We start from the raw sequence: 18,702 nt of genomic DNA on the forward strand, positions 1-18,702 counted from the left end.
GTCATCTGTCCGCGAGCCCACCGTCCGCCGCGTCCCGGTCCGCGTGGGCCGCGGCCGTCAGATCCCCCGCGGCCGCGCTGCTCGCGCTGTTGCTCGCCGCCCTGTGCTGCGTGGCCCTCACGCCGTCGCCCGCGCACGCGGCCACCGGCACGTTCCGCAATCCGCTGGGCACCAGCCCGGACCCGTACATGACGTACTACCAGGGGAACTACTACCTGGCCGCCACCGAGGGCGACGCGGTGCGGATCGCCAAGGCGCCGACCCTCGGCGAACTGCTGACCGCGCCGCGCACCACCGTGTGGAAGGACACCGACGCCTCGCGCAACCAGCAGGTGTGGGCGCCGTCGTTCTACCTGATCGACGGTCACTGGTACGTCTACTACACCGCCGACGACGGCGTGGACGACCACCACCGGCTGTACGTGATCGAGTCCTCCGGCACCGATCCGCTGGGCCCGTTCCACTTCAAGGGCGAGCTGCAGCCGCCGAACGCCGCCGACGTGTGGGCGATCGACCCGGTGCTGCTGCGGCAGAGCGACGGCCGGCTGTACGTGCTCTGGTCGGGCGCCGGCACCGAGGGCCACAACCTGATCTACATCGCGCCGATGTCCAACCCCTGGACGGTCTCTGGCAACCGCGTCTACCTGCCGACGGCCGGCGGCTGCTCCACAGTCCGCGAGGCGCCCTCGATCATCCAGCACAACGGGACGACGTTCCTGGTGTACTCCACGTGCGACACCGGTCTTCCCGACTACCAGTTGTGGATGGAGTCGATCCCCAGCTCCGCGAACCCGCTGACGCCCGGCAACTGGAAGCAGCACCAGGGCGCGGTGTTCTCCCGCAACGACTCCACCGGCGTGTGGGGCCCGGGCTCCAACGGCTTCTTCAAGAGTCCCGACGGCACCCAGGACTGGATCGTCTACCACGGCAAGAACACCTCGGACTACACCTACAACGGCCGCACCACGCGCGCCCAGCGGATCACCTGGAACTCCGACGGCACGCCGAATCTCGGCACGCCCCTCGCCGCCGGCGCCACCCAGGACCTGCCCTCGGGCGACCCGGGCGGCGGCCCGTACTGGATCAACGACACCAACACCTCCAGCGGCGCGGGCTCGGTGGCCTACACCGGGAACTGGAACTCCGGCTCGGGCTGCGGCGTGCAGTGCTTCTGGAGCGACGACCACTGGAGCGCCGAGGCCGGCGCGACCGCGACCTGGACGTTCACCGGCACCCGGATCGCTCTGCTGTCGGTGCGCGACACCGGCAACGGCATCGCCGCGATCTCCGTGGACGGCGGCCCGGAGACCACGCAGGACTACTACGGCGCGATCCGGATGGGCGAGCAGGTGACGTACATCAGTCCCGAACTCCCCAACGGGCGCCATACCGTGCGGGTCCGCGTCACCGGCACGAAGAACGCCTCCTCGGGCGCCGCGTACATCTCGGTGGACCGCGCCGAGGTCTACTCCAACTGATCACCGGCACACGCCGGACGGCCCGGGCGGACCCCTAGCGAACGGGGGCCCGCCCGGGCCGTTTCTCGGGCCGGGAGAGCGTCAGACGACGGCCTCGCCGTTGCCGTACGCCTTCATGTAGTACGTCCCGAAGCCGTTCTGCACCGGGTCGCCCGCGTTGTTGACGCAGTGCAGGATGCCGCCGCCGCCCGCGCCGTTGAGGCACACGGTCATCAGGTCGGTGAAGACCACGCCCGGGGTGTCGGGCACCTCGTAGGCGCGGTCGGTGTAGATGTCCGCCTCCAGGTTGAAAAAGCAGTAGCTGCCCAGGCCCCACGCGTAGTGCTCGCGGACGCCGTCGGCGACCTTGTAGGCGGCGTAGCCCTTGGTGGAGCCGTGCACCCACGCGCTCTGGGTGGGCACGTCGTACGGGTGCTCGTTCTGGAAGAAGTACGTGCGGCCGTGGTCGCCGTTCCAGAGCACCTCGTACTTCTGGTAGTGCTCCACGAACAGTCCGTACGTGGTGACGTGGTCGCCGTTGACCAGGATGCCGGTGTCGGCGGGGTTGACCGCCCAGCCCACCGTGCCGTCCAGGCCGTGGTCGGCGCGCCACAGCCACAGGTGGTCGCAGAAGACGTCGTTGCTGTCGATCTGCAGGCTGACGCCCGCGCCGCCGGCGATCGCGCCGCCGATCCGCGCGAACACGTCGAACAGCGCGGTGGGGTCGCCGTCGTGCCGGCGCCGGCTGCGGCCCTCGCCGACCCGCAGCAGCACCGGGGTGTGCGGCGAGCCGGCCTTGACCAGCACGCCGGCGACGGTGACGCCGGGCACGTCGGCGACCTCGATCAGCGTGTTGCCGGCCCGCGAGCGCAGCGTGGTGTAGCCGATGCCGAGGACCACCGTGCCGGGGCGGGTGACCCGGATCGGCGCGGTCAGGTCGTAGATGCCGGGGGTGAACAGCAGGTGCCGGCCGCGGTCGAGGGCGCGGTTGATCTCGGCGGCGGAGTCGCCGGGCCGGGCCACGAAGAACCGGGACAGCGCGATGTTCCGGCCGGCGGCGTGGCCGCCCGCCCAGGTGGTGCCGGTGGAGTCGCGGCGCAGCGCGGGCACGAACACCTGGTAGGCGCCGTGCCGGTCGAGGGTCAGGAAGGGCTTCTCGCGGACCACCGGGGTGCGGTCGACGGTGGTGAAGGGCGGCGTCGGGAAGGACTGGGCGGGGGCGCCCTGGACGCCGACGAAGACCATGTTCCAGTTGGAGCCGTTCCAGCTGCCGAAGGTGTCGTTGCGGGACAGCCACTGCTGCTGCGAGCCGGACTCGACGTAGCCGTCCACGACGCTGTCGGCGAGGAAGCCGCCGCTGGACCACTGGTTGCCGGGCGGGCTCGGCCACAGGGTGATGTTGCCCTTGATGTGCACCCGGCGCATCGGGCCGGCCTGCGCGACCGCCCAGCGGTTGAGGCCGTCCGGCGGGACGATGGTCAGGTTCTCCGCGGCGCGCCAGAAGTCCTGGGTGCCGTTGCCGTCGAGCCACTGCGCGTCGACGGTGACGTGGCCGTTGATCACCACGTCGCCGGGGTGGGCGCCCAGGCCCAGGACGTGGGTGTAGAAGCCGACGTTGATGTCGACGTGGTACGTGCCCGGCCGGAAGGCCAGGGCGAAGCGCTCGTCGCCGAACTGGTTGGACTCCTGGACGGCGAACACCTCGTCGACCTTCGCCTGGATCGCGGCGTCGCCCATGGACGGGTCGAAGACCAGGACGTTCGGGCCGAGGTCTGCGGCGCCGTGGCCGTAAGCGTTTCCGTGGCCCCGCTGCTGCGCGGAGGCGGCGGGGGTCGACGCGGTGGCCGACCCGGCGGCGAGGCCGCCGGCCAGCGGCGCGGCGACGGCGGCCACGGCGGCGCCGCGGAGCACGGTACGGCGGTTGGGATTGACGGACACAGCTCTCCCTGGACGTGGTGGACGGGACGGCGGCTGGGTCCCTCAGCCGCAAGAGAGCGCTCTCAGGCAGGCAGTGAATCATCGCCGCTATGCAGCGTCAATAAGCGTGCGGACACCGGAGCGCGCCGCCTCACGGGCGGCGCGCTCCGGCCCGGCCGGCCCGCGTGACGGGCGGGCCGGAGGTGTGTGCCGGGGCGTGGGATGCGGGTCCGGTACGGGTGGCCGGGCCGGCCGCGGGCGTCAGGCGCGGGACGGGGTCAGCCGCAGGGTCAGGATCTGGAACGGGCGCAGGGTCAGCGGGACGGCGCCGCCGGCGACCGTGCAGCCGCCGTCGTCCACCGCCTCCCCGGTGCCCGCGAGGGGGCGTTCCAGCAGGTCGGTGGCGGTCACCGCGGCCAGATCGAAGGACGGGGTCAGCGTGGCGCGGGCGCGCCTGCCGTGCGCCTCGTGCAGGCGGACCACCACGTCGCCCGAGCGGTCGTCGGCGAGCTTGACCGCGGTGACGACCACGCCCTCGTGGTCCACCGCCACCAGCGGCGCGACCTCCGCGCCGCCCGGCACCGCGCGCTCCGGCAGGTTGAGCCGGTAGCCCTCGCGCAGGGCGTCGGACACCTGCGCGCCGATCACCAGCGCGTACCGCAGCTCGTGCCGGCCCTGGTCCTGCTGGGGGTCCGGGAAGCGGGCGGAGCGCAGCAGCGACAGCCGGACCATGGTGGTGGTGCCGCCGTCGGGGCGCACGTCACGGGTGATGTCGTGGCCGTAGGTGGAGTCGTTGACCAGGGCGGCGCCCCAGTCCGGCTCGCCGACGTGCAGGAAGCGGTGCGCGCACACCTCGAACTTGGCCGCGTCCCAACTGGTGTTGGCGTGCGTGGGCCGCTCGACGTGGCCGAACGGGATCTGCGCGGTGGAGTGCGCGGCCCGTACGTCCAGCGGGAAGGCGGCCTTGAGGAGCTTCTCCCGCTCGTGCCAGTCGACGACGGTGTGCACGTCGAGCCGCCGGCTGCCCTCGCGCAGGGTGAGCGTCTGCTCCACCCGGGAGGCGCCGAAGCTGCGGACGACCCTCACGCCGGCGTCGGCGCCCCCGGTCCCGCCCGCGCTCGCGTCCGGCGCGTCCACCGCCTCCGCGGCCTCCGCGGCCTCGACGGCCTCGACGGCCTCGACGGCGTCGGCCTCGGTCAGGTCGCGCACCTTGTTGCGGTAGAACGCGTCGATGTCCCAGGCGTCCCACCGGTTGGGGAAGTCCTGGTGGAGCTGGAGCAGGTTGGCGGCGGCCCCCGGCGGCAGCGCGTCGCGCCCGGCGGCGATGTCGTACGCCGAGGTGATCAGGCCGCGGCCGTCGACGGTGACGCGGACCAGACCGTTGTCGAGCAGGAAGCCGTCGCCGTGCGGGACCGGGCGGACCGCCGCCACCGGCCGGGTACGGGGGGCCGCGCCCATCGCGGGCACGCCGTCGCGGGCGTGCGGGGCGGAGTTGAAGACGACCTGTCCCCCGGAGCCGGCCGCGTCCGGGGCGGCGGCCAGCGCGCGCTGCGCCGTGTCCACCAGCTCCGCCAGCTCGCGCCGCACCCGGGCGTAGGTCTGCTCGGCCTCCCGGTGCACCCAGGCGATCGAGGTGCCGGGCAGGATGTCGTGGAACTGGTGCAGCAGCACGGTCTTCCACAGCCGGTCCAGCGCCTCGTACGGGTAGTCCAGGCCGGTCCGCAGCGCGGCCGTCGCGGACCACAGCTCGGCCTCGACCAGGAGGTGTTCGCTGCGCCGGTTGCCCTGCTTGGTGGCGAGCTGGCTGGTCAGGGTGCCGCGGTGGAACTCCAGGTACAGCTCGCCCACCCACACCGGCGCCTGCGGGTAGTCCGCCAGCGCCTTGGGGAAGAACTCGGCCGGCCCCTCGATGCCCACCCGCGGCGAGCCCTCCAGGTCCGCCAGCCGCTCGGCGCGGGCCAGCATCTCCCGGGTGGGACCGCCGCCGCCGTCCCCGTAGCCGAACGGCACCAGCGAGCGGTGGGTGTGCGCCTTGTCCCGGAAGTTGCGTTCGCTGTGCGCGACCTCGGCGCCGGTCAGCCCGCTGTTGTACGTGTCGACGGGCGGGAAGTGGCTGAAGATCCGGGTGCCGTCGATGCCCTCCCAGAAGAAGGTGTGGTGCGGGAAGGAGTTGGTGGTGTTCCAGGAGATCTTCTGGGTGAGGAACCAGCGCACCCCGGCCAGCTTCATCAGCTGCGGCAGCGCCGCGTTGTAGCCGAAGGTGTCCGGCAGCCACATGTCCTCGGTCTCGACGCCGAACTCCTCCAGGTAGAACCGCTTGCCGTGGACGAACTGCCGGACCAGCGACTCGCCCCCGGTGATGTTGGTGTCCGGCTCCACCCACAGGCTGCCGGTGGGCAGGAACTGCCCGGTCTTCGCCTTCTCCTGGGCCCGCGCGAACACCTCGGGCCGGTGCTCCTTCAGCCAGGCCAGCTGCTGCGCCTGGCTCATCACGAAGCGGAACTCCGGGTGGCCGTCCATGAGTTCGGTGACGTTGGAGACGGTCCTGGCGACTTTCCGCACGGTCTCGCGCAGCGGCCACAGCCAGGCGGAGTCGATGTGCGCGTGGCCCACCGCCGAGATCCGGTGGGCGCCGGCCGCGGCGGGCGCGGCCAGCGCCGGGGCGAGCAGCGCGCGGGCGTCGGCCGCGGTGCCGCCGATGTCCTGGAGGTCGATCGCGTCCAGCGCGTCCTCGACGGCGCGCAGGATCTGCCAGCGCCGGGTGGACTGCTCGGGCAGCTGCTGCATCAGCTCGCCGAGCACCTCCAGGTCGTGGACCAGCTCGAAGACGCCGGCGTCGAAGACCGCGAGGTCCAGCCGGCGCAGCTGGTAGAGCGGCTCGCCGGCCGCGCGGCCCGCGCCCCCGCCGCGCTCGCCCGCGCCGTCGCCCTCCAGCCAGTCGGCGCGGTCGCCCGCGGAGGTGACGCCGAAGGTGAGCTGCTCAGGACCGCTGTGCATCACCACCGGGTTGGCCGCGGCCTCGACGTAGAAGACGACCTCCTCGCCGCCCTGCGCGGGGTCCGCGACCGGCAGGTGGGTGTTGCGCGGGTTGAGCGCCTTCACCGCGCTGCCGTCGGGCCGGTAGGCCAGGCCCTCCGCGGAGAAGCCGGGGTCGGTGGTGCCGAAGCCGAGGTCGACGACCGCTTCCACCGGCAGTCCCGCCCACTCCCGCGGCACCCGGCCGGTGAGCCTGAACCAACTGGTGGACCAGGCCGGCCCCACCGGTCGCCGACCCGCGCCGGGGCGTAGTCGGCGGCCAGTCCCGCGCTGACCGGCACCGGTTCGCCGGCCACGTGCCAGGCCTCGACGGCCAGCGGCACCGCGCGGGCGTGGACGGCGGGGCGCAGGCGCTGGTTCAGCACGCGGCTGAGCCGCTCCTCGGTGCTGGCGCGATCGCTGTGCATGGAAGGAGGTCCTCCCTCTCGTTCGGTGGCCCGGGTCGCCGGGCAGGTCAGGGGGTCACGGGTCCGGCGGGTACGGTCAGCCCTTCAGCGCGCCGCCGAGCGCGAAGCCGCCGCCCAGCCGGCGCGCGAGCACCAGGTAGAGCATCACGACGGGGACCGAGTAGAGGATCGAGAACGCGGACAACTGCCCGTACTGCGTGTAGTCGTGGGCGCTGAGGAAATTGAACACGCTCACCGACGCGGGCAGTTTCTCCGGCGACAGCAGGAGGATGAAGGGGACGAAGAAGTTCCCCCACATGCTGATGAAGGTGAAGATGGTCACGACGATCACGCCGGGCCACATCAGCGGCAGCACGATCCGCCAGAGCACCTGCAGGGAGTTGGCGCCGTCGATCCGCGCCGCCTCCTCCAGCACCACCGGCACCCCGTCCATGAAGTTCTTCATCAGCCAGATCCCGAACGGCAGCGCGGACGCGGCCAGGAAGAGCGTCGCCGCCGGCATCGAGTCGATCAGGTCGACCTGCACGAACATGCTGTACACCGGGATCATCACGGCGGTGATCGGCAGTCCGGTGGTGAACAGGATGGTGTAGAGGAAGGGCCGCCGCAGCCGGGAGCGGTACCGCGACAGCGGGTAGGCGGCGAGGATCGAGCACACCACGCAGACCAGGGTGCCGCCGCCGCACAGCAGCAGTCCGTTGAGCATCGGCCGGAAGGTGGTGTTCCAGGTGAGCACGTGGTCGAAGTTGGCGGTGCTCGGCGACGGCACGGACAGCCGGAAGGAGGCGTGCTCGTTGAACGAGGCGAGCAGCATCCACAGCAGCGGCACCAGGTAGAGCACCGAGAACAGCAGCAGGACGGCGTCCACGGCCAGCCGGGCGGTCCTGACCCGGCCCCGCCGGGAGCGCCCGGAGCCGGTGCGGACCGCGGCCGGGCGCCGCGGCGCGGGCCGGGCGCTGGGTCGGGGGCTGTCGGTGACGGCCATCAGTCCTCCTCCACCTTCAGCAGCCTGATGTAGACCACCGAGAACAGCGCGCCGACCACCAGCAACACCAGCGCGATGGCCGTGCCGTAGCCGATCAGGCTGTTCTGGAAGGCCTGCTGGTACATGAAGATCGGCAGCGTCTCGGTCTTGTTGCCGGGGCCGCCGCGGGTCATGGTGTAGATCAGGCCGAAGACCGACAGGGTCTGCAGCGTGATCAGCATCAGGTTGGTCAGGATGGAGCGGCGGATCACCGGCAGCGTGACCCGCCACAGCCGCTGCCAGGGGCCGGCGCCGTCCACCTCGGCGGCCTCGACCAGCTCGCGCGGCACGTCGCCGAGGGCCGCGGAGTACACCAGCATCGAGAAGGCCGTGCCGCGCCACATGTTGGCGAGGCACACCGCCAGGATCGGCAGCGTGTAGAGCCAGTTCTGCCGCGGCAGGTGCAGGAAGTGCAGGATCGAGTTGAGCGAGCCCTGCTGGAAGAAGAAGGCGTACATCAGGTAGCCGGCGACGACTTCCGGCAGCACCCACGCGGCGATCACCACGGCGCTGGTGAGCGAGCGGATCGGCTTGGACGCCTTCTCCATCAGCACGGCCAGCGCCAGGCCGAGGGTGTTCTGACCGATCACCGCGGAGCCGACCACGAACAGCAGGGTCAGCTCGACGGCGTTGGTGAAGTCCGAGTCGCCGAAGGCCCGGCTGAAGTTGTGCAGCCCGGTGAAGTGGGTGCCGGAGGCGCCGGTGAGCTGCATGTCGGTGAAGGCGTAGTAGACGCATGTGCCGATGGGTCCGGCGAGGAAGACCGCGAGCAGTACCAGCGACGGCAGCAGCGGCAGCCCGCGCAGCGCGCCGGCGGCCGCGGACGGCAGCGGCGCCCGCCCGCCCTTCCCGCCGCCTGCCCTGCCGCCCTTCCCGGCGCCTGCCTTGCCGCCCTTCCCGGCGCCTCCCGCGCCCACGGGCCCGCCGCCGGCCCCCGCGGCCGGCGGCGGTGGCTGCGGGCGTGGTCACTGCGCGCCCTGGACGGTCTGGTCGGCGCCGACCGCGGACTTCACGTCGCCGTCGTAGGTGCTCGCCGCCTTGTCCACGGACGCCTGGCCGGTGGTGACGGACTCCATGGCCTTCTGGATGGCGGTGGAGACCTGGGTGTACGTGGGCACGCCGGGCCGGTAGTAGGTGTCGGCGACCAGCCCGCTGAAGAACTGGTTGGTGGGCAGTGCCTTGAGGTACGCGGGGTCGGCGGCGACGTCCTGGCGGACCGGGATGGTCGCGTTGACGTTGTTCCACTGCGCGGAGGCCCGCTCGGTCTCCAGCGACTGGAGGAACTTCCAGGCCAGGTCGGTGTTCTTGGCCTTCGCCGGGATCGACCAGGCCCAGCCGCCGGACATGCTGATCCTGCCCTTGCCCTGCCCGTGCTGGGTGGGCATCGCGGCCTGGCCCATCGTGGTCTGCCACTGCGGCCAGGGCTTGGGGCCGGTGCGGATCCAGTTGTTGGGCATCCAGGAGCCGTCGATGTCGATGGCGAGCTTGCCCTGCGGGATCATCTCGGTGCCGACGGACGCGCCGATGTTGACGTCGAGCGCCTGCTGCACCTTGGGGCCGAGGTTCTCGCTGTAGACGGTGTGCACGAAGTTCAGCGCGTCCTTGAAGCCGGTGCTGCCGACCACCCACTTCTGCTTGCTCGCGTCGTAGAGCGCGCTGCCGCCGGCCGGCGTGCCGTACAGCAGCATCTCGAAGCCCTGCATGGAGGACTGCTCGCCGCCGGCGGTGCCGGTGTAGACGTTGAGCGGGGTGACGCCGGGGACCTTGGCCTTGATGGTGCGGGCGGCGCCGAGCACGTCGTCCCACGTCTTGGGCTGCCAGGGCACGGCTATGCCGGCCCGCTGGAAGAGGGTCTTGTTGTACCAGATGCCGCGGGTGTCGGTGTTGTCCGGGACGCCGTAAGTCTTGCCGTCCTTGGCGTACTTCATCGCGGCCTTGGACGCCGCGGCGTACTGGCCCCAGTCCTTCCAGGTGGCGAGGTAGCTGTCCAGCGGCTTGAGATAGCCGCTGGCGACGTCGGAGTTGATGGTGGCGGTGTCCTCGTAGACCAGGTCGGGCGCGGTGACCGGGGAGCGCATCATCAGCTGGATCTTGGTGTAGTAGTCGTTCTCGCTCGCGGTGACGGGCACGAGTTTGACCGTGGTGCCGGGGTTCGCCTTCTCGAACGCCTTGACCTGGCCGGCCAGGTAGTCCGGTTGCACCGTGTTGCTGCTGTTCAGCTGCTTCTGGAAGACGACCTTGATCGTCTTGCCCCCGCTGCCGGAACCGGAGCCGCAGCCGGACGCGGCCGCGGCCAGCACACTGGTGATGACGGCGATGCCGACGGTGACGGTGAGTCTCGTGCGCACGCTCAACCTCCGGACGGTACGGGTACGGGAACGCTGCGGAACCGCTACGGGACGCGGGTGTGCGCGGGATCGCCCGGACGGGAAACCCCACGGCTGCCAGGGCGGACGTGCTCCGGCATGTCGGCGAAGCTAAATCCAATGGATTGAGTAAGTCAACGCTTCTGACATGTAAACTCTCGGCTTCGGGGATGCGGGGCCACGCGCCGCGCCGGCGCGCGCGGCCGGTGCTGGGCGCACGAGGGCGGGCACACCGGGGAACGCGGCGGCGCGCGCAGAGAGGAACGTGGCACGGTGACGCAGGGTGGAACCAACCTGCCCCGGGTGGGGGGCTACAACCAGGCGGTGGTGCTGGACGCGATCCGCACGGCGGGCCCGGTCAGCCGGGTCGAGCTGGCGCCGCTGACCGGCCTGACCAGCCAGACCGTCTCCAACGTGGTGCGCCGGCTGCTGGCGGCCGGCCTGATCAGCGAGTCCGGGCACGCGCCGTCCAGCGGCGGCAAGCGTCGTACGCTGCTGTCGCCGCGGGCGGACGGCGCCTTCGCGGTGGGGGTGCAGCTCGATCCGGACGCGGCGGTGATCGTGGTGGTGGACCTGGCCGGCGAGGTGCTGGCCTCGCGGCGGGTCAAGCTCGCCGATCCGGCCGACCCCGCGGAGGTGGTGAAGCGGGTCGCGGCGGCGGCGCAGCGGCTGACCGCGCGCACGGCGGTGGACCCGGCCCGGCTGCTGGGCACCGGCATCGCCACGCCGGGGCCGATCGACGCGACGGCCGGCGACGTGGTGTCCCCGCCGAACTTCTCCGGGTGGGGGCGGGTGCCGCTGCGGGAGATGTTCGCGGCGGCCACCGGGATGCCGGTGGCGATGGACAACGACGCGACGGCGGCGGCGATCGGCGAGCGCTGGATCGGCGGGCGGGCCCGGGCCGGGAGCTTCCTCTTCCTGTACTTCGGCACCGGGATCGGCGCCGGCATCGTGCTCAACAACACGGTGCTGCACGGTGATTCGGGCAACGCGGGCGAGTTCGGGCACATGGCGGTGCAGCCGGGCGGCCGGACCTGCCAGTGCGGCAGCACCGACTGCGTCGGCCCGTACGTGAGCCCGTCGGGGGTGATGGCCGACCTGCTGGAGCGGCACGGCGCCGCGACCGCGCGCCGCCTGGGCCTGGCCGGGACGCAGGAGTCGGCGCACGCCGACTGGAAGGCGCTGTGCCGGGCGGCCCGGCGCGGCGACCCGGCGGCGGAGGACGTCATCCGCTCGGCCGCCGCCCGCATCGGCCGGGCCGCCCGCGGCGCGGCCGCCCTCCTCGACGTCGACCGGGTCGTGCTCGGCGGCGAGGCGCTGCACGGCATCGAGTCGATCATGTGCGAGGAGGTCGACGCGGCGGTCAACACCACCTCGGTGGCCCGCTCCATCCGCCGGGTGGCCGTCGAGCGCAGCGTGATCGGCGAGGCGGTGGGAGCGGTGGGAGCGGCGTCCCTGATCCTGCACGGCACCTACGCGCCGGGCTGGCGGATGCTCACCCAGGCGTAGGCGCCGGCGGGGCGGTCAGGTGGCGTGGTGCTTCTCGTGGGAGGCCAGGGCCAGCCCGAGCCCGAAGAAGGTGGGCGCCCACTCCCCCACGAAGATCCCCCACCGGTCGGCGCGGTCCACGCCCTGCGGCTCGGCCTTCACGGACGCGCACCAGGAGGCGAACGACAGCCCGATGGACACCAGCCCGGCGTCGTAGCAGTGCCGTGGCCGCAGCCCCTTGTCGTACAGCGTCTCCAGAATCATGATCGCTCCTCTCCTGTCTCGGGCGTACGACCTCCGGGTGTCCGTTATGCGAGGTTCAATGCGGATCGAGGGGAAAATCCCCGCCGGGGTCGACGTGCCGGGCCGGCCGGGGGAGCTGCGCGGCGGTGTGGAACCCCGCTCCGCCCTCGTGGCCGTTGAACCGGTACTCGCGGATCTCCTCGGGACCGGCCCACGCGTTGTACGCGGCGTACACCGCGACCCGGTCCGGGTCGACCAGCGGGCATGGCAGTCGGTTCAGCCTTTCAGACCGGTCTGGGCGAGACCTTCGACGAAGTGCCGCTGGGCGGCGATGAACACCAGCAGCACCGGGACGACGGTCGTCACCGAGGCCGCGAGCTGGATGTTCCACAGGTGGGAACCGTACGCGTCGGTGTACTGGGTGAGTGCCACCGGCAGCGTGTAGTTGCTCTTGTCCGTCTCGTAGACGAGCGGTTCGAGGTACATGTTCCAGCTGTTCAGGAAGGTGAAGATGGCGACCGAGGCGAGCGCGGGGCGGGCCAGCGGCAGCGCCACCCGGGCGTACAGGCCGAGCCGGCCGAGCCCGTCGATGCGGCCGGCGTCCTCCAGCTCGTCGGGGACCGCGAGGAAGAACTGCCGCATCACGAAGGTGCCCAGCACGCTGGGCGCGCCGAGGATCGGGATGACGATCAGCGGCCAGTGGGTGTTGGTCAGCCCGAGCCGGTCGACCATCTTGAACAGCGGGATGATCGTGACCTCGGTCGGGATCAGCAGTCCGCTGAGGATCAGCGGGAACAGCACCTTGTCGCCGGGGAACGGTATGCGCGCGAAGGCGTACCCGGACAGCGACGAGAAGAGCATCGTGCCGGCGGTGACCAGCAGCGCGATGTAGAGGCTGTTGAGGTACTGGCGGCCCAGCGGGTAGTCGGCGAACGCGGTCGAGTAGTTGGACCACTGCGGGTGCAGCGGCAGCAGCTTGGGCGGATAGCCGAGCACCTCGTTCTCGGGCAGCAGCGAGGAGGTGATCATCCACCAGGTCGGGAAGACGAACGGCACCGCGAGCACGGCCATCGTCGCGTACAGCAGCGGTTTCCGCCAACGGCCGGGACGCGGCCCCGGCGCCCCCGTCACGGCGGTCCGGCGCGGCGCCGGGACCGGCCGCGGGGCGGCCTGCTCACGACTCATAGAAGACCCACCTCTTGCGCAGGTGCCACTGGATGAGGGTGAGCACCAGGATGATCACGAACAGCACCACGGCCACGGCGCTGCCGTAGCCGAAGTCGTGGTTGTCGAAGGCCTGCTGGTAGAAGAAGTAGACGAGGACGTTGGTGTGGTTGCCCGGGCCGCCCTCGGTGAGGATCTGGATCTGGGCGAACACCTGGAGCGAGCCGCTGACGGTGACGATCGCGGTGAGCAGCGTGGTGGGGCTGATCATCGGCAGCACGACCGAGCGGAAGCGCCGCCACGGCCCGGCGCCGTCGATCTCGGCGGCCTCCAGCAGCGAGCGCGGCACGCCCTGGAGCGCCGCGAGGAACAGCACCATGTTGAGGCCGACGTTCTTGAACACCTGGACGATCACGACCGACACCAGCGCGGAGTCGTCGCCGCGCAGCCAGTTGGGGCCGTCGACGCCGACCGTGTGCAGCAGCGCGTTGATGCCGCCGTTGTTCTGCAGCAGGAAGTTCCAGGTGATCGTCCAGGCCACCAGGGACACCACGACGGGCGAGAAGAACAGCGTGCGGAACACGGTGGTGCCGCGCAGCTTCTGGTTGAGCAGCACCGCCAGCAGCATCGCCAGCGCGATGTTGATCACGACCAGGCCGACGCAGAACAGCACGGTGGCGCGGGCGACGTGCGGGGTGGCCGGGTCGTGCAGCAGCTGCGCGTAGTTCTTGGTGCCGGAGAACCTGGTGACCCCGGACAGCACGTTGGAGGTGTGGAAGCTGTAGTAGACGACGGCGGCCAGCGGGTAGAGGACGAAGGCGAGGAAGCCGAGGGTCTGCGGCAGGACGAACAGCCAGCCGCTGAGGTGGTCCCGCCGGCGCAGGGTCCAGAACCGTCCCGGCGCGGCGGCCGGCGGCCGGGCGGCGCGGGCGCGTCCGCGCGCCGTGCGCCGGGTCGGCCGCGTCGAGAGGTCCGTGCGCATGGCGGTCACCCGGACAGCGAGGGGTTGATCGCCTTGCACACGCCGGCCAGCACCGAGTCGACGTCCGCGCCGGACTTCCACAGCGGGTCGAGGGCGTTCTGCACCAGGTTGGCGAGTTTGGCGCTGTCCTTGTGGGCGGGCAGCACCTTGCCGGTCTTGATGCCGTCGACGACCACGTTCTGCAACTGCGAGGCGGTGAACAGCGGGTTGGCCTTGGCGAGGGTGGCGGTGGTCAGCTGGCTCTCGCGGGCCGGCGGGAAGTAGCGGGAGAGCCGCGCGGAGTTGGCGGCGTCGGTGAAGTACGCCAGGAAGTCCGCGGCCTGCTGCTTGTGCGAGCCCTTGGTCATCACGCCGATGCCGGCCTGGCCGATGACCTGCGAGGCGCCGGCGGCTGGCGGGCAGCGGCACGATGCCCCAGGAGAAGGGGTGGTTCGCCAGCAGGGTGGCGCGGCTGATCTGGGTGACGGTCATCCCGGACTCGCCGGCGAAGAAGTCGGCGGTCTCGCCGGGTCCCGGGAGCGCCTTGTCCTCGAAGATCGCGTCGTGCAGGAACGTCATGGCCTGCCGCATCTGCGGCGAGTCGAACCCGCAGGTCCTGCCGTCGGCCGACCAGGCGTCGGCGCCCCACGCGCGCCACACGCCGGCCAGCTCGATCCAGGTCTTGTAGTCCCAGTCGCGGATGACCAGGCCCTGTTTGTCGGTGTGCGCGGCGACCCGGGCGGCGATCTTCTCGGCGTTCTGCCAGGTCCACTGGTGGTCGGCGACCAACTGGTCCGGTGTCTTCGTCACGCCGGCTTTGGCGAGCAGGTCCTTGTTGTAGAACATGCCGAACGGCGAGGTGGAGAAGGGGTACGCGTACAGCCTGCCGTCCTGCTTCCACAACCGGGTGGCCGCGGGGGTGAGGTCGCCGTACTGGTAGCCGGCGGTCTTCCGCAGCGTCGGGGTGAGGTCGGTGAGCGCGCCGGAGGAGACGAAGTCGGGCGCGTCGCGTTCCAGCACCCAGGCCAGGTCCGGCGGGTTGCTGCCGGCGATCTGGGTGGTCAGCGCGGTGGTGTAGTTGTCGATCGGGATGTAGTCGAACCGGATCGACCTGATGTCCGGGTGGCTCTTGCGGTAGCTCGCCGCGATGCTGTCGAACAGCGCCGTCTGCGACGAGTCGTTGCTCCACACGGTCATCCGGAGCGAGACGTTGTCGTCGCTGCCCCCGTCCGATCCGCTGGAGCAGCCGGTCAGGGCGGCCGTGGCCAGGCAGAGGGCGGACAGGGCGACGGAGGTGAGGCGGACGCGTCTCGTGCGCATCGTTACTCCAAACTCCAAGGGATTCGGATCTGTCGGTGGTGACAGCCGCGGACCGGACGGGCGCGGGCCGGACGGCCACAGGTGCGGGTGCGGGTGCGGGCAGGTCCGGTCCGGGCCGGGTCCGGCTAGTAGCCGCGGATCTCGGGCCAGGCGAGCGGGACGCCGCGCCGGGACAGCAGGGACCGGTAGTCGTCGAGGTGGCCCTCGGTGGCGTGCACGCCGTGCGGGGTGCGGCCGGTGGCGACGCAGTGGGCGGCCAGCGCGCCGGCGGCCTCGCCGATGTTCCACTCCACCGGGTGCAGCCGGTACGCGCCGTTGGTGATGTGGGTGGTGCCGATGTTCTTGGCGGCCGGGAGCAGGTTGGTCAGCCGCTGCGGCAGCAGCGCGCCCAGCGGGATCTGGAACGGCGCGGAGGCCACGTCCAGGTAGGTGTCGCCGCCGGTCGAGGGGTGCAGGTCGATGCGGTACATGCCGATGCCGACCGAGTCGGCGTAGCGGGTCGCGCCGTGCTCGCCGCGGATCGCCAGCGAGACGTCGTCCTCGCGGACCGTGGTGACGGCGCGGATGCGGCGCGACTCGCGGACGTAGACGTCCTGCGCCAGTCCGTCGTCGGTGCCGAGCAGGTCGCCGCGCAGCCGCAGCGACGGGAAGCCGGTGCCGCCGTCGGGCCGCGGCGCCTCGGTCTGCATCCAGTACAGCGCCGAGAGCGCCAGTTCGCGGGCGCCTGGCCCGGTGCTTGGCCGCCTCGTCGGCGGAGACCTCGAAGAGCGGGCCGTCCATGTAGTCGATCATCGGCCAGTTCACCAGCGTGATGTCGCTGGCGTACGCGCCGGGTTCGAACAGGCCCCGCGCGGCGATGCGTCGGAAGCGCCACAGGTCGTCGGTGCCGGCGTCCTTGCTCTGGTCGGCCTCGACGGACAGCGGGTCGTCGTCCGGGTTGGGCGCGAGCCAGCCGCGCGAGGGTTTCAGGGTGCGCGGGTCGGGCCAGGAGAACGCCAGCAGCGGTCCCGGCCACACCGCGGGCCGGACCGAGCGCCAGTGGTCGTAGCCGGCCGGCCGGTCGATGGTGTGGTCGCCGTCCACGTGGTCGACGGCGAAGCACCAGGACACCGCCTGCATGGTCAGCGGCTCGGCGACGTCCTTGGCGCTGGGCTCGCCGGTCTGCTCGCGGGACTCGGCGCCGGTGACGTACTCGGCGCCGGTCAGCGGCAGCAGGTCCCCGGTCTCGGTCGCGTCGATGACGTACCGGGCGTGCACGGTGATCTCGCCCTCGTCCGTGTCGCCGTCGGGGACCAGGGTGACCGCGGTGACCCGGTCGCCGTCGACGGCCGCGGACCCGGCGCGGTAGGGCTGCAGCAGGGTGAGCCGGCCCGAGCTGCGCGCCGGGGCGAGCATCGCCTCGATCACCGACACCGCGACACGCGGCTCGTGGCAGAGCCGGCTGACCAGGCCGGCGCCCGGGTTCAGGTGGCGGGCGCGGCGTGCCGCGGAGGTCAGCGGGTAGTGCCGCCGGTAGTAGCCGCGGATGCCGTCGCGCAGCGACCGGTAGGACGCGGTGACCCCGAGCATCTCCACCCATGGGTGCTCGTCGGGCGGCACGGCCTGGGCGGTGAGCTGCCCGCCGAGCCAGCGCGGCCCCTCGGTGAGCACCACGTGTGCGCCCTGCTCGGTCGCGGCGAGCGCGGCGGCGACCCCGCCGAGTCCGGCGCCGACGACGAGCACGTCGGTACGTACGTCCTTCACGTGCGTCCTTCCTTGGTAATTCGTATTAGCGCACGCTAGGGAAGGATCTGGGAGAAGTCAACGACGAGGACAGGACGAGGTCCGCGGGACCGCGGCGGCGGCGCGCGAGGAGCCGAGGCGGCGGCGCGCGGCGACCGCGGGTGGTCCCGGCGCGGGCCGGGGTCCAGCCCGCGCGCGAGGGTGGCGGGACGCGGCGAACGTCGCCGGGCCCGACACGACATGGTTCAGCGCCGCGCGGGAGGGTGGCGGGAGCTCGACGTCACCCGAATCGGCGGTGTTTCAGCCCCGAGGCGCGGGCGGGCGGCGGGGTTCGGCGCCTGCGCCGAGGCGCCTCGCGGCTCAGCGTCGGGCGCGGGCGCGGGCGGGCGGCGGGGTTCGGCGGCCGCGCCGGGGCGCCTCGCGGCTCAGCGTCGGCCGCGGACCCGGGCACGGGCGGGGGGCGGGGTCGTCGTCGCGCCGTCGACCAGGTCGCACGGGAGCAGGACCTGCGTGCCGCGGCCCGGTTCCATCTCGCCGCGCAGCATGCCGACCAGCATGCGTACCGCGCGGGCGCCCATCTCGCGCCGCGGGATGCGGAAGGTGGTCCAGTCGTCCGCCTCCGCGGCGGCGTGCCGCGGCCAGGCCGAGGTCTGCGTGGGATCGGTGTCGCCCAGCACGCCGATCGACAGGTCGGCGGGCACGGCGAGCCCGGCCCGCACGTACAGCGCGCGCAGCGCGGAGGCCATCTCGGTGGTCTCCACCAGGGCCGCGGTGACGCCGTCGGCGCGCAGCCGGTCGAAGACCGAGGACGGGTCGTCGTCGGTGAGGGCCAGCGGCGTCTTGCGGTGCCGCCGCGCCGCGGCCAGGTAGCCGGCGCGCCGGTCGGCCGTCGACTCGCTCTCCTCGCGGTAGCCGACCAGCGCCACCGTGCGGTGGCCGAGCGCCCACATCCGGTCGTAGAGCGCGGCGGTGGCCGCGGCGTAGTCCGCGCCGACGTAGCTCACCGGTCCCGCCGAGGACTCGCGGCGGCCGATGAAGACGAACGGGAACCGCTCGTCGACCAGCCGGTCCAGTTCGGCGCGGTCGGTGTGGCGGCCGAGCAGGATGCAGCCGTCGGCGATGCCGAGCCGGTTGGAGCCCTGCTCGTAGACCTTGCGCCGGCCCTGCCGGCGGCCGGGGCTGGTGAACAGCAGCAGGTCGAAGCCCTGCGCCTCGGACTCCTCCTCGATGCCGCCGAGGAAGGGCCCGTAGAAGTCCGCCGAGCCGGAGGGGAACACCGACTCGTAGGTGAACACCCCGAGGATCTGGTTGGACTTGCCGCGCAGCCGCCGTCCCATGATGTCCACGGTGTAGCCGGTCTGCCGCAGCGCCTCCTCGACGCGCTTGCGGGTCTGCGGGGCGACGCGCACCCCGTCGGAGCCGTTGAGCACCAGCGAGACCATCGCCTGCGAGACTCCGGCGAGCCGAGCCACCTCGGCCTGGGTAACCCGTCTGCGGCGTTCCGTCACGTGCTGCATCGTAGCGCCACCGCCCTTTCCCGCGACCGGCTCCGCGTCGCCCGGCGGTCGACCGGGCGTGACCGGACCCCACGATAATA

General features: G+C 72.1%; 12 protein-coding genes and 3 pseudogenes. 2 read left to right on the plus strand and 13 right to left on the minus strand.

The genetic code is table 11. The features are described 5' to 3' along the window. Positions 1 to 86 precede the first annotated feature (86 nt). The gene (locus VSR01_RS02825; RefSeq protein WP_442785634.1) at positions 87 to 1,478 is read left to right on the plus strand and encodes a glycoside hydrolase family 43 protein; all 1,392 of its coding nucleotides are present in this window, start codon (positions 87 to 89) and stop codon (positions 1,476 to 1,478) included. An 81-nt stretch (positions 1,479 to 1,559) separates the two neighbouring features. Here the strand turns inward: VSR01_RS02825 and VSR01_RS02830 are convergent, their stop codons facing one another. From VSR01_RS02830 to VSR01_RS02850, 5 genes and pseudogenes are all read right to left on the minus strand, one after another. After that, entirely contained in the window at positions 1,560 to 3,395 is a 1,836-nt protein-coding gene (locus tag VSR01_RS02830) for an adenylyl cyclase (RefSeq protein WP_326447708.1), read from the minus strand. A 240-nt stretch (positions 3,396 to 3,635) separates the two neighbouring features. Further along, a pseudogene (locus VSR01_RS02835) lies at positions 3,636 to 6,817 on the minus strand (alpha-mannosidase). Between the two features lie 76 nt (positions 6,818 to 6,893). After that, on the minus strand, positions 6,894 to 7,802 hold the full coding sequence (locus VSR01_RS02840; RefSeq protein WP_326447709.1) for a carbohydrate ABC transporter permease: 909 nt from the start codon (positions 7,800 to 7,802) through the stop codon (positions 6,894 to 6,896). Next, entirely contained in the window at positions 7,802 to 8,671 is an 870-nt protein-coding gene (locus VSR01_RS02845; RefSeq protein ID WP_326453464.1) for a carbohydrate ABC transporter permease, read from the minus strand. Before VSR01_RS02845 ends, VSR01_RS02840 begins: the two co-directional genes overlap by 1 nt. A gap of 135 nt (positions 8,672 to 8,806) precedes the next feature. Then, positions 8,807 to 10,189, minus strand: a complete 1,383-nt coding sequence (locus tag VSR01_RS02850; RefSeq protein ID WP_326447710.1) for an extracellular solute-binding protein — start codon at positions 10,187 to 10,189, stop codon at positions 8,807 to 8,809. Between the two features lie 291 nt (positions 10,190 to 10,480). Here VSR01_RS02850 and VSR01_RS02855 point away from each other — a divergent pair, with 291 nt between their 5' ends. Further along, positions 10,481 to 11,716: an ROK family transcriptional regulator gene (locus VSR01_RS02855; RefSeq protein WP_326447711.1), complete on the plus strand. Its 1,236-nt coding sequence runs from the start codon at positions 10,481 to 10,483 to the stop codon at positions 11,714 to 11,716. A 15-nt stretch (positions 11,717 to 11,731) separates the two neighbouring features. Here the strand turns inward: VSR01_RS02855 and VSR01_RS02860 are convergent, their stop codons facing one another. The 8 genes and pseudogenes from VSR01_RS02860 to VSR01_RS02895 all read right to left on the minus strand — a co-directional run bounded on the left by VSR01_RS02860 (position 11,732) and on the right by VSR01_RS02895 (position 18,613). Further along, a complete protein-coding gene (locus VSR01_RS02860) occupies positions 11,732 to 11,959 on the minus strand; it encodes a hypothetical protein (RefSeq protein ID WP_326447712.1) in 228 nt (75 codons plus the stop codon). Positions 11,960 to 12,014: 55 nt separating this feature from the next. After that, a complete protein-coding gene (locus VSR01_RS02865) occupies positions 12,015 to 12,173 on the minus strand; it encodes a hypothetical protein (RefSeq protein ID WP_326447713.1) in 159 nt (52 codons plus the stop codon). 41 nt (positions 12,174 to 12,214) lie between these two features. Continuing rightward, on the minus strand, positions 12,215 to 13,009 hold the full coding sequence (locus VSR01_RS02870) for a carbohydrate ABC transporter permease (protein WP_326453465.1): 795 nt from the start codon (positions 13,007 to 13,009) through the stop codon (positions 12,215 to 12,217). A 103-nt stretch (positions 13,010 to 13,112) separates the two neighbouring features. Then, positions 13,113 to 14,084, minus strand: coding sequence for a carbohydrate ABC transporter permease (locus VSR01_RS02875; protein ID WP_326453466.1), 972 nt, complete (start codon positions 14,082 to 14,084; stop codon positions 13,113 to 13,115). A 5-nt stretch (positions 14,085 to 14,089) separates the two neighbouring features. Then, complete coding sequence (locus VSR01_RS02880) at positions 14,090 to 14,431, minus strand: hypothetical protein (RefSeq protein ID WP_326454007.1); 342 nt, start codon at positions 14,429 to 14,431, stop codon at positions 14,090 to 14,092. 109 nt (positions 14,432 to 14,540) lie between these two features. Continuing rightward, a pseudogene (locus tag VSR01_RS02885) lies at positions 14,541 to 15,383 on the minus strand (ABC transporter substrate-binding protein); the annotation flags it as partial. A gap of 125 nt (positions 15,384 to 15,508) precedes the next feature. Then, positions 15,509 to 17,126: pseudogene (locus VSR01_RS02890) on the minus strand (FAD-dependent oxidoreductase). A 404-nt stretch (positions 17,127 to 17,530) separates the two neighbouring features. Further along, positions 17,531 to 18,613, minus strand: coding sequence for a LacI family DNA-binding transcriptional regulator (locus VSR01_RS02895; RefSeq protein ID WP_326447714.1), 1,083 nt, complete (start codon positions 18,611 to 18,613; stop codon positions 17,531 to 17,533). Positions 18,614 to 18,702: the final 89 nt, after the last annotated feature.

This window comes from Actinacidiphila sp. DG2A-62, assembly GCF_035825295.1.
Classification (GTDB): Bacteria; Actinomycetota; Actinomycetes; order Streptomycetales; family Streptomycetaceae; genus Actinacidiphila.

Excerpts from the sequence above, each read along its gene's own strand:
- VSR01_RS02860 (WP_326447712.1), bottom strand. The coding sequence starts at position 11,959 with ATGATTCTGGAGACGCTGTACGACAAGGGGCTGCGGCCACGGCACTGC.
- VSR01_RS02870 (WP_326453465.1), bottom strand. The coding sequence starts at position 13,009 with ATGGCCGTGCTCGCGGTGCCGTTCGTCTTCCCGACCTGGTGGATGATC.
- VSR01_RS02840 (WP_326447709.1), bottom strand. The coding sequence starts at position 7,802 with ATGGCCGTCACCGACAGCCCCCGACCCAGCGCCCGGCCCGCGCCGCGG.
- VSR01_RS02875 (WP_326453466.1), bottom strand. The coding sequence starts at position 14,084 with ATGCGCACGGACCTCTCGACGCGGCCGACCCGGCGCACGGCGCGCGGA.
- VSR01_RS02880 (WP_326454007.1), bottom strand. The coding sequence starts at position 14,431 with ATGACCAAGGGCTCGCACAAGCAGCAGGCCGCGGACTTCCTGGCGTAC.